At 65.0% G+C, this 23,017-nt stretch carries 26 protein-coding genes; 10 read left to right on the top strand and 16 right to left on the bottom strand.

Translation table 11 applies throughout. The features are described from left to right. The first annotated feature begins 95 nt into the window (after positions 1 to 95). Together AC13EK_RS03865 and AC13EK_RS03860 are read left to right on the top strand one after the other, a co-directional pair. A complete protein-coding gene (locus AC13EK_RS03865) occupies positions 96 to 815 on the top strand; it encodes a response regulator (RefSeq protein WP_069335722.1) in 720 nt (239 codons plus the stop codon). Beyond that, positions 812 to 2,185, top strand: coding sequence for a sensor histidine kinase (locus AC13EK_RS03860; protein WP_037517552.1), 1,374 nt, complete (start codon positions 812 to 814; stop codon positions 2,183 to 2,185). Before AC13EK_RS03865 ends, AC13EK_RS03860 begins: the two co-directional genes overlap by 4 nt. A gap of 103 nt (positions 2,186 to 2,288) precedes the next feature. Here AC13EK_RS03860 and proP read toward each other — a convergent pair whose 3' ends face one another. From proP to AC13EK_RS03785, 15 genes are all read right to left on the bottom strand, one after another. Continuing rightward, positions 2,289 to 3,806: a glycine betaine/L-proline transporter ProP gene (gene proP / locus AC13EK_RS03855; RefSeq protein WP_139149908.1), complete on the bottom strand. Its 1,518-nt coding sequence runs from the start codon at positions 3,804 to 3,806 to the stop codon at positions 2,289 to 2,291. Between the two features lie 378 nt (positions 3,807 to 4,184). Next, positions 4,185 to 5,240, bottom strand: a complete 1,056-nt coding sequence (locus AC13EK_RS03850; RefSeq protein ID WP_069335724.1) for a flagellar motor protein MotB — start codon at positions 5,238 to 5,240, stop codon at positions 4,185 to 4,187. 3 nt (positions 5,241 to 5,243) lie between these two features. After that, positions 5,244 to 6,107, bottom strand: coding sequence for a flagellar motor stator protein MotA (gene motA, locus AC13EK_RS03845; protein WP_010338868.1), 864 nt, complete (start codon positions 6,105 to 6,107; stop codon positions 5,244 to 5,246). Between the two features lie 123 nt (positions 6,108 to 6,230). After that, positions 6,231 to 7,076: a flagellin gene (locus tag AC13EK_RS03840; protein WP_004208215.1), complete on the bottom strand. Its 846-nt coding sequence runs from the start codon at positions 7,074 to 7,076 to the stop codon at positions 6,231 to 6,233. A gap of 17 nt (positions 7,077 to 7,093) precedes the next feature. Beyond that, positions 7,094 to 8,434 (bottom strand): flagellar hook-associated protein FlgK, encoded by a 1,341-nt coding sequence (flgK, locus tag AC13EK_RS03835; RefSeq protein WP_004208214.1) that lies wholly within the window; start codon positions 8,432 to 8,434, stop codon positions 7,094 to 7,096. After that, a complete protein-coding gene (locus AC13EK_RS03830; protein WP_069335725.1) occupies positions 8,431 to 8,757 on the bottom strand; it encodes a rod-binding protein in 327 nt (108 codons plus the stop codon). The genes flgK and AC13EK_RS03830 overlap by 4 nt, the downstream gene beginning before the upstream one ends. Next, the gene (locus tag AC13EK_RS03825; protein ID WP_004208212.1) at positions 8,757 to 9,872 is read right to left on the bottom strand and encodes a flagellar basal body P-ring protein FlgI; all 1,116 of its coding nucleotides are present in this window, start codon (positions 9,870 to 9,872) and stop codon (positions 8,757 to 8,759) included. The genes AC13EK_RS03830 and AC13EK_RS03825 overlap by 1 nt, the downstream gene beginning before the upstream one ends. Next, complete coding sequence (locus AC13EK_RS03820) at positions 9,872 to 10,552, bottom strand: flagellar basal body L-ring protein FlgH (protein WP_004208211.1); 681 nt, start codon at positions 10,550 to 10,552, stop codon at positions 9,872 to 9,874. Before AC13EK_RS03820 ends, AC13EK_RS03825 begins: the two co-directional genes overlap by 1 nt. Before the next feature lie 8 nt (positions 10,553 to 10,560). Next, positions 10,561 to 11,349: a flagellar basal-body rod protein FlgG gene (flgG, locus tag AC13EK_RS03815; RefSeq protein WP_010338863.1), complete on the bottom strand. Its 789-nt coding sequence runs from the start codon at positions 11,347 to 11,349 to the stop codon at positions 10,561 to 10,563. Between the two features lie 68 nt (positions 11,350 to 11,417). Next, complete coding sequence (locus AC13EK_RS03810) at positions 11,418 to 12,161, bottom strand: flagellar basal body rod protein FlgF (RefSeq protein ID WP_004208209.1); 744 nt, start codon at positions 12,159 to 12,161, stop codon at positions 11,418 to 11,420. Between the two features lie 24 nt (positions 12,162 to 12,185). Then, positions 12,186 to 13,031, bottom strand: a complete 846-nt coding sequence (locus tag AC13EK_RS03805; protein ID WP_037507666.1) for a flagellar hook-basal body complex protein — start codon at positions 13,029 to 13,031, stop codon at positions 12,186 to 12,188. A gap of 34 nt (positions 13,032 to 13,065) precedes the next feature. After that, positions 13,066 to 13,725: a flagellar hook assembly protein FlgD gene (locus AC13EK_RS03800; protein WP_004208207.1), complete on the bottom strand. Its 660-nt coding sequence runs from the start codon at positions 13,723 to 13,725 to the stop codon at positions 13,066 to 13,068. Next, a complete protein-coding gene (gene flgC, locus AC13EK_RS03795; RefSeq protein ID WP_004208206.1) occupies positions 13,722 to 14,132 on the bottom strand; it encodes a flagellar basal body rod protein FlgC in 411 nt (136 codons plus the stop codon). Before flgC ends, AC13EK_RS03800 begins: the two co-directional genes overlap by 4 nt. Positions 14,133 to 14,134: 2 nt before the next feature. Further along, a complete protein-coding gene (gene flgB / locus AC13EK_RS03790; RefSeq protein WP_004208205.1) occupies positions 14,135 to 14,503 on the bottom strand; it encodes a flagellar basal body rod protein FlgB in 369 nt (122 codons plus the stop codon). 6 nt (positions 14,504 to 14,509) lie between these two features. Continuing rightward, positions 14,510 to 14,782, bottom strand: coding sequence for a hypothetical protein (locus AC13EK_RS03785; protein WP_170828619.1), 273 nt, complete (start codon positions 14,780 to 14,782; stop codon positions 14,510 to 14,512). Between AC13EK_RS03785 and AC13EK_RS03780 the strand changes: the two genes are divergently transcribed. From AC13EK_RS03780 to AC13EK_RS03745, 8 genes are all read left to right on the top strand, one after another. After that, entirely contained in the window at positions 14,762 to 15,430 is a 669-nt protein-coding gene (locus AC13EK_RS03780; RefSeq protein ID WP_170828620.1) for a motility protein A, read from the top strand. The two genes, AC13EK_RS03785 and AC13EK_RS03780, sit on opposite strands and share 21 nt — an antisense overlap. After that, a complete protein-coding gene (locus tag AC13EK_RS03775; RefSeq protein WP_069335727.1) occupies positions 15,427 to 15,939 on the top strand; it encodes an OmpA/MotB family protein in 513 nt (170 codons plus the stop codon). Before AC13EK_RS03780 ends, AC13EK_RS03775 begins: the two co-directional genes overlap by 4 nt. A 63-nt stretch (positions 15,940 to 16,002) precedes the next feature. Next, on the top strand, positions 16,003 to 16,551 hold the full coding sequence (locus AC13EK_RS03770) for a flagella basal body P-ring formation protein FlgA (RefSeq protein WP_037517563.1): 549 nt from the start codon (positions 16,003 to 16,005) through the stop codon (positions 16,549 to 16,551). Positions 16,552 to 16,596: 45 nt separating this feature from the next. After that, positions 16,597 to 16,872 carry a flagellar biosynthesis anti-sigma factor FlgM gene (gene flgM, locus AC13EK_RS03765; RefSeq protein WP_004208201.1) on the top strand — a complete coding sequence of 92 codons (276 nt, stop codon included), beginning with the start codon at positions 16,597 to 16,599 and terminating at the stop codon, positions 16,870 to 16,872. A gap of 15 nt (positions 16,873 to 16,887) precedes the next feature. Next, positions 16,888 to 17,199: a hypothetical protein gene (locus AC13EK_RS03760; protein WP_004208200.1), complete on the top strand. Its 312-nt coding sequence runs from the start codon at positions 16,888 to 16,890 to the stop codon at positions 17,197 to 17,199. Positions 17,200 to 17,344: 145 nt separating this feature from the next. Next, entirely contained in the window at positions 17,345 to 18,178 is an 834-nt protein-coding gene (locus AC13EK_RS03755) for a flagellar biosynthesis protein FlgJ (RefSeq protein WP_069335728.1), read from the top strand. A 9-nt stretch (positions 18,179 to 18,187) separates the two neighbouring features. Further along, positions 18,188 to 20,305 (top strand): flagellar biosynthesis protein FlhA, encoded by a 2,118-nt coding sequence (flhA, locus tag AC13EK_RS03750; RefSeq protein ID WP_004208198.1) that lies wholly within the window; start codon positions 18,188 to 18,190, stop codon positions 20,303 to 20,305. A gap of 12 nt (positions 20,306 to 20,317) precedes the next feature. After that, positions 20,318 to 21,055, top strand: coding sequence for a FliA/WhiG family RNA polymerase sigma factor (locus tag AC13EK_RS03745; protein ID WP_010338853.1), 738 nt, complete (start codon positions 20,318 to 20,320; stop codon positions 21,053 to 21,055). Between the two features lie 16 nt (positions 21,056 to 21,071). On the opposite strand, the gene mdoH is transcribed toward AC13EK_RS03745, so the two are convergent. After that, complete coding sequence (gene mdoH, locus AC13EK_RS03740; protein WP_069335729.1) at positions 21,072 to 22,958, bottom strand: glucans biosynthesis glucosyltransferase MdoH; 1,887 nt, start codon at positions 22,956 to 22,958, stop codon at positions 21,072 to 21,074. Positions 22,959 to 23,017: the final 59 nt, after the last annotated feature.

Raw genomic sequence — 23,017 nt, 5'->3', positions numbered from 1 at the left:
GCGCCCCGCTCCAGTCGATCGTCCCAAGGGGGAAGGGCGAAGGTTCCCCTGCCTTCGCCCTTCCAACCCGTCCCCCGGCATGACAGACAGGCACCATGAGCGAACGACCCCATCTCCTGCTCGTCGATGACGAGCGATCGATCCGCGAGCCGCTGGCCCAATATCTCTCCCGCAACGGCTTTCGCGTGACCGCCGTCGAGAATGCGGCGGAGGCGCGGCTGCGTCTGGCCGCCAATGCCATCGATCTCGTCATCCTCGACATCATGATGCCGGGCGAGGACGGCCTGTCGCTGTGCCGCCATATCCGCGAGACCAGCGAGATTCCGGTGATCCTGCTCACCGCCCGCTCCGAAGAGACCGACCGCATCGTCGGGCTGGAAATGGGCGCGGACGATTATGTGCTCAAACCCTTTTCGCCGCGCGAACTGGTTGCCCGTATCAAGGTGATCTTCCGCCGCGTCGCCACCGGCGGCCAGCGCGTCACCGCGCCCGACGGCGCCACCTATGCCTTTGCCGGCTGGCTCCTCAAGACGCAGGAGCGCACCCTGGTCGATGCCGAGGGGGTGTCGCTGCCGCTTTCGACCGCCGAATATAATCTGATGCTGGCCTTCGCCACCCGGCCCAACCAGGTGCTGAGCCGCGACCAGCTGCTCGACATCACCCAGGGGCGCGAGGCCAATGCCTTCGACCGGGCGATCGACAACCAGATCAGCCGCCTGCGCAAGAAGATGGAACCCGATGCCAAGAATCCGACGCTGATCAAGACCGTCTGGGGCGGCGGCTACACCCTGTCGGCGGAGGTCCGCAAACTGTGAAGCAACTGCGCCTCTGGCCGCAAAGTCTGGTTGGACAGATCATCATCCTGGTCGCGATCGCGCTGTTCGTGGCGCAGGCGATCAATTTCGGCCTGCTGCTGCGCGAACGCAATCGGGTCGAACTGACCAGCCAGACCGCGCCGGTCGTTTATCGGGTCATCAACGCACTCGATATCCGGCCCGATCGTCGGCCGAAGCGCGGCGATCACGAGCAGGAAGAGGAACGTGACCGGCGCAATGTGGAATTTTCGACGACGCGGCCTGTCCTTGCCGGCAAGCCTCGACCAGATGTCGAGACGCGAGCCGTCGCCATGTTTGAGGATATCGGCCTGACCGTCCATTCGGTGGTCGCGACAGAAGATAGTCGCATCATGCCGCAGCGTCGCTGGGAACAGATACGCCGTCGCGCGACGGGAGAGCAGCCGGGCGATCGTCGTCTGGGCCGCCTCTCTCTGGCGGTCGAATATGAACCGGGCAAATGGGTGACCGCGATGGCCCGCATCGGTAGCCGCCCGCCGCGCTTTGGCGGCTGGCTGGTGGCCCAGACGCTGATCCTCTACGTCATCGTCCTCATTCCGCTGCTCTGGATGGGCCGCCGCTTCGCCCGCCCGCTCAAGCAACTGACCGGCTCCGCCCGTCAGTTCGCAAGGACCGGTTCGGCCGATCCGGTCGAAGAAAGCGGGCCGGGCGATGTGCGCCAGCTCACCACCGCCTTCAACGCCATGCGCGCGCGCATCATCGCGATGCTGGACGAGAAGGACCGGATGCTGGGTGCCATCGGCCATGATCTGCGCACCCCGCTCGCCTCGCTGCGGGTCCGCACCGAATCGGTCGAGGATGAGGGCGAACGCGCCCGCATGTCGGAGACGATCGAGGAAATGAACCGGATGCTCGACGACATCCTCTCGCTCGCCCGCGCCGGCCGCAGCAGCGAGACGGCGCAGAAGGTCGACCTGACCTCGCTCGCCGATGCCGTCGTGGAGGATTTCATCGAGCTGGGATCGCCGGTCGACATGATCGACAGCGATCGCGCCGTCGCCTTCGTCCGTGCCCAGCAGATCCGCCGCGCGCTGCGCAACCTGATCGAAAATGCGATCGTCTATGGCGACCGCGCCCATGTCAGCGTCCAGCATCAGGACGGCATGATCCGCATCATCGTTGCCGACGAAGGCCCCGGCATTGCCGAGGACAAGATGGGCGAGATGATGGAGCCCTTCACCCGGCTCGAAGGCTCGCGCAACCGGGAGACAGGTGGCGCTGGCCTCGGCCTGGCCCTGGTCCGCGCTATCATGGCCGAACATGGCGGCGCGCTCCAACTCGCCAACCGCCCCGGCGGCGGCCTCGAAGCCAGCCTCGTCCTCCCCGCCTGACTAGGCCATTCCTCCCCAAGCGTGCTTGGGGAGGGGGACCGCTCGCGTAGCGAGTGGTGGAGGGGCACAGGCCCGCTGGCGCAGCGCCGGAAAGGCGCTGGCCCTAGCTCGCCAGCGGCCGGATCATCGCCGGCGTCTCGACCGCAACCGGCGCCACCGGCGGCAGGTCGGGCAGCGCCTTGTCCACCGTCACCGGCTCGCCGCTTTCGACCAGCGCGATCGCCTCGGCCTCATTCTCCACCGCCGGCGGCGATCCGCGCAGCGGCATGCCGGCCGTCTCGCGCACCGTCAGCATGGTCAGCAGGCCGATCAGCGCCGCGCCCATCAGATAATAGGCCGGCACCAGCGGATCGCCGGTCTTCTGCACCAGCCAGGCGGTGATCAGCGGCGTCGTGCCACCGAACAGCGAGACCGAGATGTTGAACGCGATCGACAGCGCGCTGTAGCGCACCGGGGTGTAGAAGAGCGCGGGCAGGGTGGATGGCATGGAACTGGTGAAGCAGACCAGCGCGATCCCCAGCAGCATCAGCCCCAGGAAGATCAGCGCGTCATTGCCCGTGCCGATCAGCAGCATGCACGGCACCGACAACAGCATCAGCGCGATACAGGCGCCGATGATCATCGGCCGCCGGCCCAGCCGGTCGCTGAACAGCCCGCCCACGACATTGAGCGGCATCATCACCAGCATCACGATGATGATCAGCAGCAGCCCCTTGGTCTCGGCATAGCCCATGGTCACGCTGAGATAATTGGGCATGTAGGTCAGCAGCATATAGTCGGTGACGTTGAACACCAGCACCAGCCCGACGCACTTCAGCAGCTGCCGCCAATGGACGCGAAACAGGGTGCCAAGCCCCGGCCGCTCGCTTTCGCGCGCATCGATCTGTTCGCTATAGGCCTGGAATGCCGGCGTCTCCTCCAGCTTCAGCCGCATATAGAGGCCGAGCAGGCCCAGCGGCCCGGCAACCAGGAAGGGAATGCGCCAGCCCCAGTCGAGCATCTGCGCGTCGCTCAGCGACATCTGCAGGGCAGTGACGGTGCCGGCACCGGCGATATAGCCGCCCAGCGTCCCGAACTCCAGCCAGCTGCCCATCAGGCCGCGCTTCCGGTCGGTCGAATATTCCGCGATGAAGGTCGCCGCGCCGCCATATTCGCCACCGGTCGAAAAGCCCTGCACCAGCCGCGCGGCCAGCAGCATCAGCGGCGCACCGATGCCGATCTGCGCATAGGAGGGGATGAGGCCGATGGAAAAGGTGCCGACCGCCATCAGGATCATGGTCATCGCCAATATCTTGTGCCGGCCATAGCGATCGCCCAGCGGCCCGAACACCAGCCCGCCCAGCGGCCGGACCAGGAAGGCGACGGTGAAAGTGGCGAACGTCGCGATCAACTGCAGCGCCGGATCGCTCGACGGAAAGAAGACATGGCCCAGCGTAACGGCGATATAGCCATAGACGCCGAAATCGAACCATTCCATGGCATTGCCCAGTGCTGCGGCGCCGACGGCGCGGTTCAGCAGGGACCGGTCGACGACGGTGACATCATCGACTTCCAGGTCGCGGCGGCGCTTGAACCAGCCGAAATGGGTGTGGCGCGCGGCATGCGCGGCAGATGTGGACACATTAATCTCCCGGCCCGTCCAGGCGGGCACGCGGGGCGCGCCTCACAGCCATCGGACAGGCAATGTCGGCCAATAATCAGGGCCTTGGAACGTTGCGACGCCGCATGGGGCATCAAGCGAGGAGCGGCCCATATAGGCAATCGCCCACAAAAAGGTGCAACAAAGGGGCAGGCCGTGCCCGCACGGGGGTGAGCCGACCCTGGCCTGTCCTATTGGCGCATCATGGCTTATGCTGCGTCGCGATGGAATTTCGGGCGGACATGACGAAGCAGGGGTTGGAAACAAGATTTCCAACCCCTGCATCAAAATTGCCGAATATGCGGGAAATATGGGAAGTTAAGGCGGTGATTTCCTATTTTGCCGCCCCGACTGTCCGCCTCAATGCTTGCCCGGCTTGGACGATGTCCCGGCCGCCGTCGGATTGATCAGCGCCGCGCCGCTGGGCAGGCCGGTGCCGCCCATGTCCAGCTTCTGCGCCTGTTCCCGCGCGACCCGCTGCGGATCGTCCCGCTCCTTGATCGCCGCCTGGGTTTCGGGATCCTGCGCCTCATCCTCGTCGGCCGAGGCATTGCCGCCACGGGTCCAGCCCAGGATGACCGACATGCGCCGGTTGCGCGGATCATAGGCGTCACTCTTCACGAACGGTTCGCGATCGGCGACCCCCTCGATCCGGGCGAAGCGGGCATTGGGAATGCCGGTTTCGGCGAGCGCCTTGCGGGTCGATTCCGCACGGGCCGACGACAGCATCCAGTTGTTCATGCTCCGGCCCGACGCATAGGGCAGGCCATCGGTATGGCCGCGCACGATCAGCGGGTTGGGCATGGTCGCCAGTGCGTCCGCCACCTCGGCGATCAGCGCCTTGGCTTCGGGCAGCAACTGGTCGGTGCCCGACCGGAACATCGCGAAGTCCGCCTCGTCTATCAGGTCGATGCGCAGCCCTTCGCGGGTTTCGGTGAAGCGGACATTCTTGCGCAGCCGGGCCAGGCCCTTCTTGGACATGCGCTCCTCAAGCTGCTTCTTGATATTCTCGAATTTTTGCCGGTCGGCCGCGCGCAATGCCTTGCCGCCCTGGTCCTTGGTGCCGGTGGCGTCGCGCGGGATGGTGATGGCCAGATTGCCCTGACCGCCGGTGGTCGGATAATTTTCCTTCGCCATCAGGCTGTCGCCGCCGAACATGCCGGTGGACCCTGCAGAATTCATCTTCAGCTCGACCAGCGTCGGCGTGAAATAGTCGGCCAGCGCCTTGCGCTGCTTTTCGGTGGTCGCACCCAGCAGCCACATCAGCAGGAAGAAGGCCATCATCGCCGTCACGAAGTCGGCATAGGCCACCTTCCAGGCGCCACCATGATGGCCGCCATGACCATCGACGATGATCTTCTTGACGATGATCGGCCGGGGTTCCGGCTCGTTCGCGCCGCGCTTCTTCTCCGCCATGGCTTATTTGTTCCGCATGCCGTCGAACACTTCGGCAAAGCCGGGCTGGTTCGCATGGATCAGGCTGGAACGGGCGGCCTCGATGACCAGCGGCTGCGGATGGCCGTGCAGCGAGGCGATGATGATCTGCTTGACGACATGATAGATGGCGCCGTCCTGCTCGATCACCGCGCGGCAGCGATTGGCGAAGGGATTGACCATGCCATAGGCGAGCAGCACGCCCAGGAAGGTGCCGACCAGCGCGGAGCCGATCATCGCACCCAGCACCGAAGGCGGCTGGTCGATCGAGCCCATGGTCTTCACCACGCCGAGCACCGCGGCGACGATGCCGAGGGCGGGGAGAGCGTCGGCCAGGCCCTGGAGATTGTCGGCGGGCTTGAGCGCTTCATGATGATGGGTCTTGAGGCTGTTATCCATCACTTCCTCGACCGCATGCGGATCGAGCGTGCCGGACGACACCACGACCAGGCGCAGCGTGTCGCTGATCAGGTGGATCAGCGTCTTGTCCTTCATCAGCTTGGGATATTCGCCGAAGATGGGCGAGGTGCCCGGATCCTCGATATGCGGCTCCAGCGCCACCGGGCCTTCGACGCGCAGCGTCTTCATCAGCTTGCTGACCAGGAAGATGCAGTCCAGGAAGTCCTGCTTCTTGTACTGCGGTCCCTTGAACACCTTGCCCAGGCCGCCGCCCAGCGCCTTCAGGTCGGAACCCGAATTGCCGATGATCAGTGCGCCGACGGCGGCGCCGCCGATGATGATCATTTCGTGGGGCAGGGCGTGCAGCACCGGTCCGATGTCGCCCCCGGTGAAGATGAACCCACCGAAGACCATGCCCAAAAGCACGACAAGGCCGATGATTGCAAACATGTTGATCCCCGAAAATGCGCCTGGAGGCGGTGGCTCCGTCGGCGCCCCGTGGCGCCAGTCCCTTTCTGGTTAATACGGACTGGTTACCGTCCCCTTTAGGACGGCGACGCTTTTTCGCCGCCTTTAACTGATCAGGTCGAACAGGGTCTGCTGGTTGATCCGCGCAAAGGCGGACTGGGCCGCCTCCAGCTGCAGCAGCTGCGCCTTCACGTTCGAAATGACCGTGGTCAGATCGGCCGATTCCAGCGTGTCGCGCCGTTCCGACAGGTTGATGTCGACATCGGTCAGCCGCGTGCCGATCACGTCCAGCCGGTCGGCGCGCACGCCCTGCTTGGCGCGCTCCACCACGACCCGGTTCTGGCCGATCTGGATCGCATCCAGCGAACTGGCGAGGTCGGTGTCATTGCCGCCCTCGACCGCGTCGATCGCCTTGCCCAAGATATCGTCCAGAGACATCGATGTGCCGTTGACGTCGATATTCTCGGAAATTTCCTGCTTGGTGCCGACCACTGCCAGGTTGAGGCCGCGGCTCACCGGCACCAGCACGCTCTGGCCGTCGTCGAATACCGACACGCCCTGATAATCCTTCTGGTTCAGCAATTCGCCGACCGTGGTGCGGATCGTCTTCAATTCCTCGGCGATGGCGGCGGCGCTAGTATCGTTCAGCGCGCCGTTGCGCGCCGACGTCACCAGTTCCTGCGCCCGCGTCATCAGATTGTTGATTTCTTCCAGATTGGCTTCGGCATTGCCGGCGCGGGTCGTGCCATAGCTGACATTGGTCTGCCAGGCCGACTGCTGCGCCTGGGCGCGGCCGATGTCGGACACCTGGACCCAGGCAAGCGCGTCGTCCGACGGCTTGTTCAGGGTGATGCCGGTCGAAATCGAGGTCTGCCCGTCGACGATGCTCTGCGACAATTGCTGTTGCCGGCGGATCTCGGCGAGCATGATCTTGTTGGTGATGCCTACCATGTCTCAGCGTCCTTCCGTCACATGATCTGCAGGATCGAATCGACCGTGTCCTTGGCGACCTGCAGGATCTTGGCGCAGCCCGAATAGGCCTGCTGGATCCGCAGCAGGTCTGCCGCCTCCATGTCGAGATCGACCCCGCTCACCGCTTCGCGCGCGGCGACCGCCTGGTCGCTGCGGCTCTGGGCCGTGGTCTTTTCCGCCGTGCTGGCAGTCAGCAGATTGGCGTTGCTGGTGATCAGGGTCGTCCAACCCTGTTCGACACTGCCGCTGCCGCGCAGGGTCGATGATACCGTCAGCAGATTGCCGTTCAGCGTGCCGTCGGCCGATTTGGTCGCGAGAGCATCCGGCTCCACGTCCAGCGCGACCAGCGTCGCGGCGCTGCCGCCATAGGACAGCAGCGGCACGCCGCTGGCGCCGGTATCGGTATAGCCCTGCGCATGCCACTCATTGACGTCGGTGGCGAACTGCTCGGCCAGCGTGTCGAGGCTGGCACGGCGTTCGGCGGTGGTGTCGGCCGATGCGAACAGCCCGCCCAGCGTGCCGTTGGACGGGGCGGCAAGTGCCGTGCCGTCGGACAGGGCCAGCGACAGGCGCCCATCGGTGGCGGACGCGGTCACCGCGACCGACGCGGCGGTGTCGCCCGATACCAAAGTGGTGCCGTTATAGCTGACCTCGGCACTGTCATGCGCGCCGAAGCTGATCGTCACATTCAGGTTGGAAGACAGCGTCTGCAGCGCGGAATCGCGGCTGTCGAGCAACTGGGCATAGGCCGACGTGCCCGGCTGCGCGCGCAGCAGGCTGTTGTTGATCGCGGCCAGCGACGACAATTGCTGGTTGATCGTCTGGGCCGATGCCTGCGCCTCGGTATTGATGCCGGTCGATATGGTTTCCAGGTCGGCGGCGGTCTGGCGGAAGGATTCGGCGACGCGGCCGATGCTGTCCAGCGTGGTGACGCGCAGCGACGTGTCGCTGGGGCTGGCCGCCAGCTTGTCCAGATTCTGGTACATCGTCGTCATCAGCTGGCCGACGCCGGTGGCGGTGTCATTGAGCGCGGTTTCGATGTCGGTCTGCCAGCGCACGCGCGCGTTCGCGCTGCCCAGCGCCATGGCGGTGATGCGCACCGACGCATCCAGATAGGGGTCGGTGCCGCGATTGATGCTGGCGACCTGGGTGCCGCCGAAATTCGCCTTGGCGACATAGGTCGCCATGGTCGCGGTCGACGATCCCGATTCCACCGTCGTCACCGACCGGCGGGCATAGCCGTCGGTGCTGGCATTGGCGATATTCTCGGAAATGGCGGCCATCGCCGTGCGATAGGCCTTGGTGCCCGACGCACCGATGATGAACAGGTCGCTCATGCGCCCTCAGCCGTGGTTGCCGTGCCGGTCGCCGCCGGGCTGTCGTCCTTCACGCGAGCACCAAACTGATGCATCAGCAGTTCGGCGATGCCCATCGCGCCCTTGGTCGACATGGCGTCGGCGGTGCGCGCGTCGGCCATGTCCTGGAATTGCTGGGTCGCGCTCGAATCGGTGATGCCCTCGGCCAGGCTGGCCGATCGCATCGCGCCGATCATCTGGCGCAGGAATACCGCTTCGAACTGCTGCGCCGCCTTCTGCAGCGCAGCCTTGGTCTCGAAGGGGTTGGACGTGCCGCTCGCCGCGGTTGCGTTCGATACCTGCATCACAACACCACCAGTTCCGCTTTCATCGCGCCCGCCTGTTTCAGCGCCTCAAGGATCGCGACCATGTCCGCCGGGGATGCCCCGATGGCGTTGACCGCCTTGACTATATCGGCCAGCGACGCCCCACCTTTAAAATTGACCATCGGTTTTTTCTGTTCGTCGATGCTGATGTTCGACGATTGCTCGACCGCGGTCTGGCCCTGGCTGAAGGGCGCGGGCTGAACCACGCGCGGGCTTTCATTGACGCTGACGGTCAATTTGCCATGGGCGACGGCGGCCGGATGGATCTTCACCGCGCCGTTGATGACCACGGTGCCGGTGCGGGCGTTCACGATCACGCGGGCCGGGGCATCGGCGGGCGTGATCTCGATATTCTCGATCATGCCCATCATCAGGATGCGTTCCTCGGCACCCGGCGTCGCGTCGATCGCGACCGACACGGCATCCATCGCGCGGGCGCGGCGATCGCCGAAGGTCTTGTTGATGCCGTCGGCCACGCGCAACGCGGTGGTCAGGTCGGCTTCGGACAGGTTGAAGGTCAGGGTCGGCGCGGTGTCGAAGCCGGTGGCAACCGCACGCTCGACCGTCGCCCCTTCGGGGATGCGGCCGGCCGACGGGATGTTCACCGACACCTGGCTGCCATCGGCGCCGGACACGCCCAGGCCGCCAACAGCCAGATTGCCCTGCGCCATCGCATAGATTTCGTTATCGGCGCCGCGCAGCGGCGTCATGATCAGCGTGCCGCCACGCAGCGACTTGGCCTTGCCCATCGCCGACACGGTGACGTCCAGCCGCTGGCCGGGCTTGGAAAAGGCGGGCAGGTCGGCCGTCACCAGCACGGCGGCGGCGTTCTTGAGCGCCGGGTTGACGCCGGCGGGCAGGGTCAGGCCAAAGCGCGAGACCACGCCCTTCATGCCCTGCACCGTATATTCGATGCTGTCGTCGCCGGTGCCAGCCAGGCCCACGACGATGCCATAGCCGGTCAGCTGGTTGGGACGGACGCCCTGGAAGGTGCCCAGATCCTTGACGCGTTCGGCATGGGCCGGCGCGGCGATCAGCGCCAGCAGCGGCAGGAGGAAGCGGAACAGGCGTGTCATGGCGGTCCGGGTCTCCATCAGAAGGGGCTGATCATCGAGAAGAAGCGCTGCAGCCAGCCCTGGCGGCTGGCGCGGGCGATCTCGCCCTTGCCGGTATAGATGATCTTGGCGTCGGCCACGCGGGTCGACAGGATGCGGTTGTCCGGGCCGATATCGGCCTGGCGGACCAGGCCGCTGATCTGGATGAACTCGTCGCCGCGATTGAGCGTCAGTGCCTTCTCGCCCTTCACCAGCATGGTGCCGTTGGGATAGGCGGCCGCGACCGTCACGGTGATCTCGCCGTTCAGCGCGTTCGACTGGGTCGCCGCGCCCTTGCCGGTGAAGGTATTGTTGCCGCCCATCGCGATGTCGCTGGACGAGAAGAGCTTGGACAGCGGACCGGTGGTCGGCGGGTTGAGGCCGATCGAGCCGCTGCGGTTGGTGTCCGCGCTGTTGCTCTTGGTCGCCTGGGTCCGTTCGACCAGCACGATGGTGATGATGTCGCCGACATTGCCGGCACGCGCGCCGCTGGTCAGCGGCGTGTAGCCGGTCGATACCTGAAAGATCGAGCCATTGGCCTGCGGGGCCTGCGGCTGGGCGATGACGGTCGGCGCATAATATTCGCGCTCGACCTCGCGCTTCTTCTTTGCAGCGAAGGCGGGCGACGCGGCCATGGAGACCATGGCGAGAGCGACGAGCGAAGTGGAGAGCGCGCGCATCAGCCGGCTCACATATTCTGGTTGGCGTACTGGAGCATTTCGTCCGTCGCCTTGATCATCTTGGAATTGACCTCATAGGCGCGCTGGGTCTCGATCATGTCGACCAGTTCCTCGACGATGTTGACGTTCGAGGTTTCCAGATTGCCCGAGCGGATGAGGCCGCGACCTTCCAGGCCTGCGGTGCCGACCTGCGGCGTGCCGCTGGCTGCGGTTTCGACCAGCAGGTTGCCGCCGATCGACTGAAGCCCTGCCGGGTTCATGAAGCTCGCCAGTTCGATCTGGCCCAGCTGGGTCGGTTCGCTTTCACCCTGCAGCGTCGCCGACACGGTGCCGTCATTGCCGACGGTGACCGACGTCGCGCCCTGCGGCACGGTGATCTGCGGGATCAGCGGCAGGCCGTCGCTGGTGACGACGGTGCCTTCGGCGGTGACGCTGAAATTGCCGGCGCGGGTATAGGCGGTCGAACCGTCGGCCTGCTGCACCTGGAAATAGCCCGATCCCTCGATCGCCATGTCCAGCGCATTGCCGGTTTCCTGCAACGTGCCCTGCGTGTTGATCTTGCTGGTGCCCTGCAACGAGACGCCCGAACCCAGATTGAGGCCGGTGGCGAACTTGTTCTGGCTGTCGCTGTTGGCGCCGGCGGCGACGATCTGCTGATAGGCCAGCGTCTCGAAGTCGGCCCGGTCCTTCTTGAAGCCGGTCGTGTTGACGTTCGCCAGGTTGTTGGCGATCACGCGCATCTTCGTGTTCTGCGCGTCAAGGCCGGTGCGGGCGACATGAAGGGCGGCGTTGGTCATCGTTCAATCTCCGTGCGGCTCCCCGAAGGGATGCTCATGCGTCGTTCACAGCAAGATGCGTGCCAAAATTAACCATCCAGTTTCATGAGCGATGCGCCGCCGTCATCCATCTGCTTGGCGGTGTCGATCATCTTGATCTGGGTTTCCCAGGCGCGGCTGGCCTCGATCATCTGGACCAGCGCGGCGGTGGCGTTGACGTTCGATCCTTCCAGCGATCCCGATGTGACGGTCGCGATCGGATCTTCGGGCAGGGCGCCGCCATTCACTTCGCGGAACAGCCCGTCTGTGCCCTTGGCGATGCTGGAACCGGCGGCATTGACCAGCTTCAGCTTGTCGACCTGCTGCGGATTGGCCGGATCGCCGCCCTGGGGCACGCCCCAGATGCTGCCATCCTGGGCGATCGATACGCTGTCCATCTGGGGCAGGGTGATCGGGCCGCCCTGGCCCAGCACAGCCAGGCCGTCGCCGGTGGTCAGCAGGCCGCTGTCATTGACCTTCAGGTCGCCACGGCGCGTATAGGCTTCCTGTCCGTCCGGGGCCTGAACGGCGAGCAGTGCGTCGCCGTTCATTGCCACGTCCAGCGGATTGCCGGTTTCGGTGACCGCCCCCTGCGCCATGTCGGCGGCGATCACCTGTTCGGAGGCCTGGGCTCGGGTATCGAAGGTATCGCCCTTGATCCAGCGCGTCTCGGCATTGGCGATTTCGGCGCGAAAGCCGACCGTGTTGGCGTTCGCGAGATTGTTCGCGATCGACGCCTGGCGGGCCATCGCACCGCGCATCGCGGTTAGTGCCGTGTTGACGAGCCGGTCCATGGGCTACCCCTTCTACCCTAAGCCTTAGCTACGGATGTTGACGATGGTGGTGGTCAGCGTGTTGGCCGCCTCGATCGCCTTCGAGTTCGCCTGGAAGTTGCGCTGGGCCGCGATCAGCTGGACCAGTTCGTCGGTGATGTCGACGTTGGAACGTTCCAGCGAGCCCGAGTTGACGGCGCCGAACATGCCCTGGTTGGGCGTACCGATAATCGCGTTGCCGCTTTCCACGGTCGAGGTCCAGTGCGCGTCGCCCTGCTGGCGCAGGCCTTCCAGGCTGTTGAACGATGCCATGGCGACCTGGCCCAGATAGACGGTCGAACCGTCGGCATAGATGGCCGACACTAGGCCGTCCTTGCCCACGCCCACGCTGGTCAGCTGCGCGCCATCGGCTTCGCCCTTGTAGGTGGTCGGGATCTGCAGGTCGGTGAGGTCGCTGGGCGTCGTCGAATTGGTCGGCGGCGTCGTGATCTCGCCGGTGTCGGGATCGACCGCGAATACCTGGATGCGCGACCCGGTGGTGTCGACGGCATAGCGGTCATTGTCGACCGAGAAGGCGCCGTTGCGGGTATAGCTGATGGTGCCATCTTCGCCCTTCACGGTGAAGAAGCCTTCGCCCGAGATCGCCAGGTCCAACGTCTTGTCGGTGGTTTCGATCGTGCCCTGGGTGAACTGCTGGGTGATGCCCTGCACACGCACGCCCTGGCCGGCGACCTGGTGGGTGGTCTGCATCGGCGCAGCGGCGAAGATGTCGCCGAACTGGGCCTTGCTCTTCTTGAAGGCGGTCGAGTTCACGTTGGCGACATTGTTCGAGACGGCGGACAGGTCGGCCTGTGCGCCCTTGAGGCCGGAAAGCGAAACATAGAAGGACATGGCGTAGCTCCTTGGGTGAAAAGGATGGGTGAAATTACATCAGGCTGATCGCGTCGGTCGGCGCATAGCTGCCGAGTGCGGTGATCAGTTTGGAGGAGGAACCGTCGGCGGGTGACTGGACGGCGGCGATGGTGGCCCAGGTCGCGACCTGGCTGGTGGTGCCGCCATTGACCTTGACCTGCAGGGCGGAGGAGGAAACGGTTTCGCCCGCATCATCCTTGCCATCCCAGTAGAAGGCGACCTCGCCGGCGCTCTGCGCGCCCAGGTCGATCGACTTGACGACATTGCCGTCGCCATCGACCAGGTCGACGCTGACGGCATCGCTGGCGCCGCTCAGCGTAATCTGGCCGGCATAATAGCCGCTGGAATCGGGCACCGCGACATTGCTCTGGACCAGCATCGACTTGCCGATCCAGCTGGCTGCATCGCCAAGCCGCGTGCCGCTCAGTTCCGAAGCCAGCGATTTCAGCGACTGGTTCATTTCGGCGATGCCGGTCGACTGGGTGATGGTCGCCATCTGCGACACCATCTCGGTATTGTCGACCGGTTCGAACGGATCCTGATACTGCATCTGCGCGGTCAGCAGCGTCAGGAAGCTCGACTGATCCATGGTCGCGCTGCCCGTGCCGACATTGGCATTCGGGTTGTAGACCGAAAGGCCTGCGCTATCGGTGACGGTAGACGTCGTCGTCATTTGCCGATCCTTATGGTTTCGAGCATCAGGGATTTGGCGGTGTTGAGCACCTGCACATTATTCTGGTACATGCGGGCGGTCTCGATCATGTCGACCATCTCCGCATTGCTATCGACCGCCGATTCCCAGACATCGCCATTGGCATCGGCCAGCGGATGATTGGGGTCGTGGCGCTTGGTCGGTTCCGCATTGGTGGTCACGACATTGGCGACCTTGACCGTCGACACGCCGGGGCTGTCGGTAACCGACTGGAAAACCGGCTTGATCGCGCGATAGGCTTCGGCGGCACTGCCGGTGACATTGCCGGCATTGGCCATGTTCGATGCGGTGGCGTTCAGACGCACCAGCTGCGCGCTCATGGCGCGGCCGGCAATGTCGAACACATTCATGGGGCCTGAACCGCTCATGCTCATTCTCCCTTCAGCGCGCGGTTGATGGTGTTGATGCGGCCCTCCAGGAAGGAGAGGGTGGTGCGATATTTCACCGCATTTTCCGCGAACAGGGTCTGTTCGGTGCTCAGTTCGACGGTGTTGCCGTCAAGGCTGGGCTGCAACGGCACGCGATAGCCCATGGCATCGTCCACTGCCTGGCCGACATCGGCCGGGCCGCGGTCGCTCTGGGCGGTCGCTTCCTTGAGCGCGGCATCGAAATCGATGTCGCGCGCCTTGTAATTGGGGGTCGAAGCGTTCGCGATGTTCGACGCGAGCAGGGACAGACGCTGCGAGCGAAGCGCCAGCGCCTTTCCATGGATCCCGAACAAACCGTCTTCCAGCGACATTTCCCGTCAGTCCCTTTTTGCCCTTTCGGGCCTAAAGCTTTCGATCTCCCCGCCGTTCTCCTGCCTGATGGCGTTCGATGCGAGCGATCCAGCCGGATATCCGCAAGGACCGTGCCAATTTGCGTGGGTGACGCAGGATGGTGCGGCAAACCGCCGGAAATTCGGGCTTTCGCGGCATCGGGCGGCAAGGGCGGCAAAAATTTGCCGGGTGGCGGCAATCTTTTGCCGCCCGGTCAGCATGGCGGAACGGAAGGTGGCATGATCGGGATTCTGGCGCATCTGTTCGATCCGCTCACGCTCGCCGCGATGCTGGGTGGCGTCGCGGTCGTGGCGCTGGCGCAGAATGGCGTTCAGGCGGTCGGCCGGGCCTGCGTGGCATTGCGGCCTTTGCTGCGCGCCGATCCGCTGCGCGACCGGGATGCGGCGCGCACGGCCCTGCTCCAGATCGACCAGGTGGCCCAGTTGCGCGGCCTGATGTGCATCGATCGGGTGAAGAGCGATAGCGGCTTTATGGTCGATGCCGCGCGTCGCCTTGCCAATTGCGATCGCGTCGAACAATTCGAAAATTGGGCGTCGCAGGCCCTGGCCGATCGCGCCCAGCGTCACGCCAGGGTGCGCAATGTCTGGCTGTCGGTCGCCGATGCGGCGCCGGCACTGGGCATGGCCGGCACGATCATCGGGCTGGTCGGCATGTTCGCGGCGATGGATGATCCGTCCGCGCTTGGTCCTTCCATGGCGCTTGCGCTGCTCACAACCCTTTATGGCGTGGTCATCGCCAATCTGCTCGCCGCGCCGATCGCTGCGCGTCTGGCGACCCTGTCCGAACAGGAACTGGCCTGGCAGCAGGAGGCGGTGGCACGCATGCTGGCGATCGCACGGCGCGAAAATGCGCCGCTGCGCCGCGCATCGATCCGCGAAGTCGCATGACCGCGCCTGCAATTCCATCGGCCGCAACGGCGGCCCGGCGCAATCGCTGGGCCGTCAGCTTTGCCGATCTGCTGATGCTGCTGCTCGGCTTCTTCGTGCTGCTCCAGGCGACCGGCAGCCAGCGCCGCGATGCGATGCTGGCGGAGGTCAGTCGCCAATTTGGTGGCCGTCCCGCCCGCACCGCGATCGAACTGCGCGCGGCAGAGCTGTTTGCGCCGGGCGAGGCGATGCTGACGCCGCAAGGGCAGATACGTCTGCGCGCGGCGGTGCGGCCCTATATGCAGGATGACCGCATGATCGAACTGCGCAGCCAGGGGCAGGACCGGGCGCGACAGCGTTTTGACGACTGGGATCTGGCGGCGGCGCGGCTTGGCGCCGTGGCGCGTGCGCTCAAGGCGCAGGGCATAGGCGGCGATCGGCTGCTCATCCGCGGCCTGGATCAGGCGGACAGCGCCGACGGGCAGGGGCAGGTGATCCGCATCGCACCGGGCGAGACCGTGAAGCCCTGATCCTTAACTGGCACGTTTGTTGCTTTTAACCATGGCGAAAGTCCGCATTTTCGGAGAAACGCCGTGACCAGACCCGTTCAGTTCCTCGCCATCGCCCTGGCCTGCGCCGCTGCGCAGCCCGCGCTGGCGCAGCAGAAGTTCGAGAATCTGGATCGCATCGACAGCCTGGTCGCGATGACCGTCGGCGCGAACATGGGTGAACCCGGTGGCCCGCTGGCGCCGGTCGATCGTCGCCTCCGCCTTGCAGCCTGCCCGACCACGCCCAGCGTCGAAGGGCCGATCTTCGGCGCCGCCATGGTCAAGTGCGATGCACTGGGCTGGCGCATCCGTGTGCCGCTGGTCGCGGGGGCCGCCGCAGCTGCCTCCGGCCCGGTCGGCCGCTATGCCCCGGCCGCGCGGCCGGTTGTCAAGGAATCGGTCGTCAAACGCGGCGATCCGGTCCAGCTCATGGCCGGCAATGCCAGTTTCAGCGTATCGCGCATGATGATCGCCGATGAAGATGGCGCAATTGGCGAGACGATTCGCGTGCGCGAAGACAAGAAGTCATCGCCTGTACTTGCCCAGATCGTGGACATGGGCGTAGTGCGCATTCCGGGATTTAATAATTTTTGAACTTGTCCGTTATAGCGTTCAAGGGACGAGTGAAGGAATGAACCAATGATCAACTCAGTCGGCCAGAGCATCAGTTCGGCAATCGAGGCTAACCGCTTGCGCGAAGGGGGCAAGACCCGCGCCGCATCGGCAACCGGATCGACCGGCACCACCGCGTCGGCATCGACGTCGGCCAGCCCGGCGGCGCGTATGGCGGCCGAAGGCGCGCCTGTCGATATGGACCGCATCGCTGCCATCAAGGCCGCGATCGCTTCGGGCAATTATCCCGTCAACCCGTCGGTGATCGCCGACCGGATGATGGCGCTCGATCTTCCCGCCTAAACAGGACATTCCTTCATGCCCCTCGGCCTTGCTGCATTGGATGGTCTCTTCGCCGCATTTGACGACCTGCGCGCTGCGCTGGACGGCAATGATGCGGCCGCGATCGAAGCTGCCAGCACCAGGGTCAGCACGGCGGCCGCTGCCGCCCGTGCGATTGGCGCCTGGCGCTCCGAACCCGATGTGGTCGAACGGCTCAACCGGCTCCTGCCGCTGATCGAAGCGGCGCGCGTCCGCACCAATGTGCTGGCGGACTATACCAGCCAGCGACTCGCGATCCTGACCTCCAACGGCGCTCGCAATGCGCCGCTCACCTACGGTCGGCGCTGACAAAAATAAATTTGCTTTCGGGCTAAAGCGGCGCCAATCGGCGCCGTTTTTCGTTTTACGCAGAATCTTGTTTAACCGCGTTAACCAAATCTTGGCACAAGCATTGCTCTAATAGCCCACGGTACCAAATGGGGATTGTGGGTCAGTGTCGGCACTTGCAGACATTTCAGCAACGGGAGCTTCGGCCGGTAATCGCGTCACCAACGCGATTGCGATGGCGAGCCGTCGTACCGGCGTGGACTTCTCCTACCTGCTTGGTCAGGCCAAGATCGAATCCAGCCTGAACCCCAGCGCCCGTGCCGCCACCTCTTCCGCCACCGGTCTCTATCAGTTCGTCGACCAGAGCTGGCTCGCCGTCGTCGACAAGCATGGCGCCGAATATGGGCTGGGCTGGGCGGCTGACGCGATCAGCAAGGGCAGCAATGGCCGCTATTATGTGTCGGACCCGGACCTGCGTCAGCAGATCCTGGATCTGCGCAAGCATCCCGAGACCGCCTCGGTCATGGCGGCGGAACATGCCGCCGACAACAAGGCCTATCTGGAAAGCCGCCTGGGTCGTGAGGCCGAGCCGGTCGATCTCTACCTCGCCCATTTCCTGGGCGTAGGTGGTGCCTCCAAATTCCTGTCGATGAATGATCGCGCGCCTGGCGCAACGGCCGCCTCGATCTTCCCGGCGGCGGCCCGCGCCAATCGCTCGATCTTCTATGACAAACAGGGCAATGCCCGCAGCTTCGCCGATATTCGCGATCGCTTCGCCAGCAAGCTGCAAAAAGGTGTCGATTCGATCGGCACCGGCAATGTCCAATATGCCGACGCATCTGGCGCAGCTGGGCTGCCCAGCGGTGCGAAGACCGTCGCTCCCGCCGATTATGTGCGGATCGAAACCCAGCGCCTTGCGACCCAGGCCGACGTTACCGTCCGCCCGGAACCGCAGACGGCGCGTCTCGCCTATCTCATGCTCGCCACCCTCGGAAGGTAACGGCCTCTCATGACTCCCACCCAAGTCAAAGCGAAGATCTGGATGAGCGCCGCCAAGGGAGCGGTGTTGCCGTTCGCCACGCTGATGGTCGTGCTGTTCATGATGGTGCCGGTGCCGGCGGTGATGCTGGACATTGGCTTCATCACCAACATCATGATCAGCCTTGCCGTGCTGATGGTGGCGCTGAATGCTGCCAAGCCGCTCGACTTTTCCAGCTTCCCGACGGTGCTGCTGTTCGCGACCCTGCTGCGCCTGGCGCTCAACGTCGCCTCGACCCGCGTCGTGCTGGTGTCGGGCCATGAGGGATCGGACGCCGCGGGCCAGGTGATCGAGGCATTCGGCCACTTCCTCATCGGCGGCGACTATGTCGTCGGCATCTTCGTCTTCGCGATCCTGATGATCATCAACCTGGTGGTCATCACCAAAGGCGCGGGCCGCGTGTCGGAAGTGTCGGCCCGCTTCACCCTGGACGCCCTGCCGGGCAAGCAGATGGCGATCGACGCCGATCTCAATGCCGGCCTCATGACGCCCGAGGAAGCCAAGCTGCGCCGCGCCGAAGTCGCGACCGAAGCGGATTTCTACGGTTCGATGGACGGTGCGTCCAAGTTCGTGAAGGGCGACGCGATCGCCGGCATCCTGATCCTGGCGATCAACATCATCGGCGGCATCATCCTGGGCGTGGTCAGCCATGGCCTGGCGATGGGTGATGCGGCCCAAACCTATATCCTGCTCGCCATCGGTGACGCGCTGGTCGCGCAGATCCCGGCGCTGCTGCTGTCGATCGCTGCCGCCTCGATCGTGACTCGCGTCAAGTCCGAACAGGATCTTTCGGCGCAGGTCGCCGGCCAGTTCGGCACCGGCAAGGCCTGGGTGCCCGTTGCCGCGATCCTCGGCTTCCTCGGCATCCTGCCGGGCATGCCGCATCTCATCATCCTGACGGCCGCTGCCATCGCCGGCGGTATCGCCTGGCAGCTGCGCAAGGCCGGCCAGCGCAAGGCGGCCGAACCTGAACCGGTCGCCCCGCCGCCCAACCCGGCCATCATCGAATGGAACGACGTGTCCGATGGCGCGATCCTGGGTCTGGAGATCGGTTATGGCCTCATTGGCCTGGTCGACGAGCGCAAGGGCGCGCCGCTGATGGCCCGCATCACCGGCATTCGTCGCCAGTTGTCGAAGGAACTGGGCTTTGTCGTGCCGATGGTCCGCGTGAAGGACAATCTGGCGCTCGAACCCAATCAGTATCGCATCACCATCGCCGGCGTCGTCGTGGGCGAGGATGATATCTGGCCCGACGATCTGCTGGCGCTGGACAGCGGCATGCTGGAAGGCACGGTCGCCGGTCGCCCGGCCAAGGATCCGACCTTCGGCCTCGACGCTGTCTGGATTTCGCCGGCCAAGCGCAGCGAGGCGGTGGTCGCCGGCTATACCGTGGTCGATCCGCCGACGGTGGTCGCCACCCATCTCAACCAGCTGATCGCGATGAACGCGGCCGAGATGTTCGGTCTGGACGAAGCCCGCAAGCTGCTCGACAATCTCAAGGATGTCGCGCCGCAGCTGGTCGATGGCCTCACTCCCGGCACGCTCAGCCTGACGCAGATTTCCGCGCTGTGCCGCGCGCTGCTGTCGGAAGGGATCGCGCTCAAGGATTTCCGCCGCATCTGCGAGGCGATGGTCGATGCGGCCCGTCCCGACATGAACCACGAACAGCTTGTCGAAGCGGTGCGCCAGCGCATCGGCGCACTCATCATCCAGGGCCTCGTCCCGGTGAAGATGCCGCTGCCGGTCATCACCCTCGACGGCGATCTGGAAGCGATGCTGGCGCAGGCGATGCGTGTCGCCGGCGACGCCAAGCATCCGATCGAGCCGAGCCTGGGCAACCGCATCGTCGAATCGGTCGTGCATGCCGCCCGGCCGATGCTGGGCCAGGCGCGCAATTTCGCCATCGTCACTTCACCGGTCGCGCGCCGCGCGCTCGCCCGGCTGTTCAAACCCCATCTGCCCGAGACCCCGGTGCTGTCCTTCCTGGAAATCCCGGACGGCAAGGGTGTCGAGGTTGTCGCCGTCGTCGGTGGCGAGCAGCGTCCCACGCCCCGGCACGATCCGCTGCCGCGTGAACGCGTCGCCTGAGGAGACTGACCAATGTATATGAATAAGGTCGCTGCAGGCTCGGATGTCCTCACCTATGGACGGGCAGGGCTTGCCAATTCCCCCGAACAGCTGGCGCGCCGCTATATGCCGCTGGTGCGCAAGATCGCGTGGCATGTCCATGGCCGCGTCTCCAGCGCGATCGAGGTGGAAGATCTGCTGCAGATCGGCATGGTCGCGTTGGTGGAGTCTGCCAACAGCTTCGAGGATCGCGGCCTGGGCTTTGCCTCCTATGCGCAGCTGCGCGTGCGCGGCGCGATGATCGATCATCTGCGGCGCCATTCCACCCTGTGCCGCTCCGCCATGGCGACCCGCAAGAAGCTGGCCGCCACCCGCGCGAAGCTGGAACAGAAATTGGGTCGGGCGCCGCTCGAAGCGGAAATGGCCGCTGAACTGGGCATGGATGCCGCCGACTATCGCGAGGCGGCCGATGGCGCCGAGATGGTCCAGCACACCAGCATGGATGAGGTCTATTCCGACCAGTCCATGTGGTTCGCCGATGTCGAGGATCGTGCCGACGACATCATGGAGCGGGAATCGCTCAAAGGCGCGCTCGCCAAATGTATCGGCGAACTGCCCGAGCGCGAGGCACTGGTGCTGCAACTCTATTTCGTCGAGGAACTCAATCTGGAGGAAATCGGCCAGACGCTGGACATCGGTGCCGCGCGCGTGTGCCAGATCAAGAAGTCGGCGCTCGACAAGCTGCGTGGCAAGCTCAGCGACTGGAACTGACCGGCCCGTGCGCCCGTCAACCGTCGTTGGCGGGACGCGATACCGATGCCTTGCGACCCGGAACCGGCCAGCGGAAACGCAGCGGCCGGTAATTCTGTGTCCGCCACCACGGTTCGGGCACCTGGAACAGGCCGCTATTTTCCGCCCGCTGGCCCAGATCCTTGCGCGCGGTCAGCGCGGCCAGAACGGGGGCGGCGAATAGGCCGGCCAGCACCGGGCTCATCCAGCCGATCGCATTGGCACGCACGGCCAGCACGGCCAGGCCGACGCCGAGCAATATATGCCATTTGAACAGCCAGATCGCACCCAGGATCGCCATGCCGTCGCGGTCGCGGGTTTGGCCGTTCCAGCTCGCCTTGCGGCCCATCAGGATGCTGAACAGGTTGATCGTCTGGGTCAGCATCGCGACCGGCGCCATCAGGATCGACAGGATTATGTCGGCGATCACGCCGCGCGTCATCCGCACTGCGCCGCCAAAGCCGATCCGCCGCGACGGGTCGGCCATGGCCCAGCCGATCGCCAATATCTTGGGACCGAACAGCAGCACTGCGGTTACCGTCAGCAGCGTGCTGGACGGCAGCACGGCGGCCGGCGGCCAGACGCCGGTGGCGACGCCGCCCAGAACCACCAGCATCATCGCCAGCCATAGCGGCGAGGTGCAATAGGCCGAGGCGCCGACGAACAGCTGGAACCGGCTGACCGGGTGCAACCCCTTGATTTTGGCCAGCAGCGGAACGTGCTGGATATTGCCTTGGCACCAGCGACGATCGCGGGTGAACAGGTCAGGCATGGCCGGCGGAAATTCCTCGAAACTGTCGTCGGCGGTGACCATGTGGACGTCCCAGCCGCGCCGGCGCAGCAGCGCCGCTTCCAGCATGTCATGGCTCAATATATGGCCGCCAAAGGGCGCACGGCCCGGCAGTTCGGGCAAGCCGCAGCTTTCGGCGAAGGCACGCACCCGCACGATCGCATTATGGCCCCAGAACATGCCTTCGGACCCGGCCCACCAGATCATGCCGGCGGCCGAGATCGGCCCGAACAGGCGGCTGGCAAATTGCTGCCAGCGGGCGAACAGCGTGGCCGCGCCCATCACCGTCGGGACGGTCTGAATAAGGCCCAGATGCGGGTGGCGTTCCATGTCGACCGACAGGCGCGCCATGGTCTGGCCGCTCATCACGCTGTCGGCATCCAGCACGATCATATGGTCATATGCGCCGCCGAAACGGGTGACCCACTCCTCGATATTGCCGGGCTTGCGACCGATGTTGCGGGCGCGACGGCGATAATGGACCGGGCGCGAGAAGGCCTTGCGCATTTCCAGATAGGCCTTGCGCTCGGTCTCGCCATTTTCCGGGTTGGAATCCGACAGGATGAAGAATTCGAAGCGCTCGCCGCCCATTACCTGCGACAGCGATCGTTCCATGATCGACAGGCGGCCGAGCACGCCCAGGAAATCCTCGTTGCAGACCGGCAGCAGGATGGCGGTGCGCGCCTTGAGCGGCGTGCGATCGCGCGGGATATAGGGGCGAACGCCCTTGCCCTTGCCGACCGTCAGCAGCAGGAAGCCGATCGCGGCAGTGGCAAAGCCGAAGGCGATCCAGGCGAAGAGCGGGATGAACAGGGCCAGATAGACGCCTTCCCAGAAGGAAATGCCGTCCAGGCCGATCGACCGGCGCATCTCGTGCGCGGCAAGCGCGGCGGGCAGCAGTGCCAGCAGCACGACCAGCAGCCGGCGGGCCCACAGGTCGATGTTCAGCGGCCGATGAATCCGACCCGGCGCGGTCGTGAAATCCTGCACCGGCATGGCAAGCGGCGCTTCTGCCGGCACGCTTTCGAACGCCCGGACAAGCGCTTGCGACCCCGTGGCCCCATCGGCCACGTTCGTGCCTCCTGTCGATGTCATGTCAGACCCATTCCTGGTTAACCCGAGCGCTAGAACCTTTCGCTACCCGCGTGGTTCCC

Source organism: Sphingobium sp. L-44, from assembly GCF_056859495.1.
The sequence above is the reverse complement of the archived record's forward strand: the minus strand, read 5'-3'. Positions and strand labels throughout refer to the sequence as shown.

What these genes read in the sequence shown, in the direction of transcription:
- flgB (WP_004208205.1), bottom strand. Translation starts at nt 14,503, where the DNA reads ATGTCGCTGGAAGACGGTTTGTTCGGGATCCATGGAAAGGCGCTGGCG.
- motA (WP_010338868.1), bottom strand. Translation starts at nt 6,107, where the DNA reads ATGTTTGCAATCATCGGCCTTGTCGTGCTTTTGGGCATGGTCTTCGGT.
- AC13EK_RS03775 (WP_069335727.1), top strand. Translation starts at nt 15,427, where the DNA reads ATGACCGCGCCTGCAATTCCATCGGCCGCAACGGCGGCCCGGCGCAAT.
- AC13EK_RS03780 (WP_170828620.1), top strand. Translation starts at nt 14,762, where the DNA reads ATGATCGGGATTCTGGCGCATCTGTTCGATCCGCTCACGCTCGCCGCG.
- AC13EK_RS03840 (WP_004208215.1), bottom strand. Translation starts at nt 7,076, where the DNA reads ATGGTAGGCATCACCAACAAGATCATGCTCGCCGAGATCCGCCGGCAA.
- AC13EK_RS03825 (WP_004208212.1), bottom strand. Translation starts at nt 9,872, where the DNA reads ATGGAGACCCGGACCGCCATGACACGCCTGTTCCGCTTCCTCCTGCCG.
- flgK (WP_004208214.1), bottom strand. Translation starts at nt 8,434, where the DNA reads ATGAGCGACCTGTTCATCATCGGTGCGTCGGGCACCAAGGCCTATCGC.
- AC13EK_RS03805 (WP_037507666.1), bottom strand. Translation starts at nt 13,031, where the DNA reads ATGTCCTTCTATGTTTCGCTTTCCGGCCTCAAGGGCGCACAGGCCGAC.
- flgM (WP_004208201.1), top strand. Translation starts at nt 16,597, where the DNA reads ATGATCAACTCAGTCGGCCAGAGCATCAGTTCGGCAATCGAGGCTAAC.
- AC13EK_RS03820 (WP_004208211.1), bottom strand. Translation starts at nt 10,552, where the DNA reads ATGCGCGCGCTCTCCACTTCGCTCGTCGCTCTCGCCATGGTCTCCATG.
- AC13EK_RS03865 (WP_069335722.1), top strand. Translation starts at nt 96, where the DNA reads ATGAGCGAACGACCCCATCTCCTGCTCGTCGATGACGAGCGATCGATC.
- AC13EK_RS03800 (WP_004208207.1), bottom strand. Translation starts at nt 13,725, where the DNA reads ATGACGACGACGTCTACCGTCACCGATAGCGCAGGCCTTTCGGTCTAC.
- AC13EK_RS03760 (WP_004208200.1), top strand. Translation starts at nt 16,888, where the DNA reads ATGCCCCTCGGCCTTGCTGCATTGGATGGTCTCTTCGCCGCATTTGAC.
- AC13EK_RS03850 (WP_069335724.1), bottom strand. Translation starts at nt 5,240, where the DNA reads ATGGCGGAGAAGAAGCGCGGCGCGAACGAGCCGGAACCCCGGCCGATC.
- flhA (WP_004208198.1), top strand. Translation starts at nt 18,188, where the DNA reads ATGACTCCCACCCAAGTCAAAGCGAAGATCTGGATGAGCGCCGCCAAG.
- flgG (WP_010338863.1), bottom strand. Translation starts at nt 11,349, where the DNA reads ATGACCAACGCCGCCCTTCATGTCGCCCGCACCGGCCTTGACGCGCAG.
- AC13EK_RS03830 (WP_069335725.1), bottom strand. Translation starts at nt 8,757, where the DNA reads ATGCAGGTATCGAACGCAACCGCGGCGAGCGGCACGTCCAACCCCTTC.
- AC13EK_RS03785 (WP_170828619.1), bottom strand. Translation starts at nt 14,782, where the DNA reads ATGCGCCAGAATCCCGATCATGCCACCTTCCGTTCCGCCATGCTGACC.
- AC13EK_RS03810 (WP_004208209.1), bottom strand. Translation starts at nt 12,161, where the DNA reads ATGGACCGGCTCGTCAACACGGCACTAACCGCGATGCGCGGTGCGATG.
- flgC (WP_004208206.1), bottom strand. Translation starts at nt 14,132, where the DNA reads ATGAGCGGTTCAGGCCCCATGAATGTGTTCGACATTGCCGGCCGCGCC.
- mdoH (WP_069335729.1), bottom strand. Translation starts at nt 22,958, where the DNA reads ATGACATCGACAGGAGGCACGAACGTGGCCGATGGGGCCACGGGGTCG.
- AC13EK_RS03745 (WP_010338853.1), top strand. Translation starts at nt 20,318, where the DNA reads ATGTATATGAATAAGGTCGCTGCAGGCTCGGATGTCCTCACCTATGGA.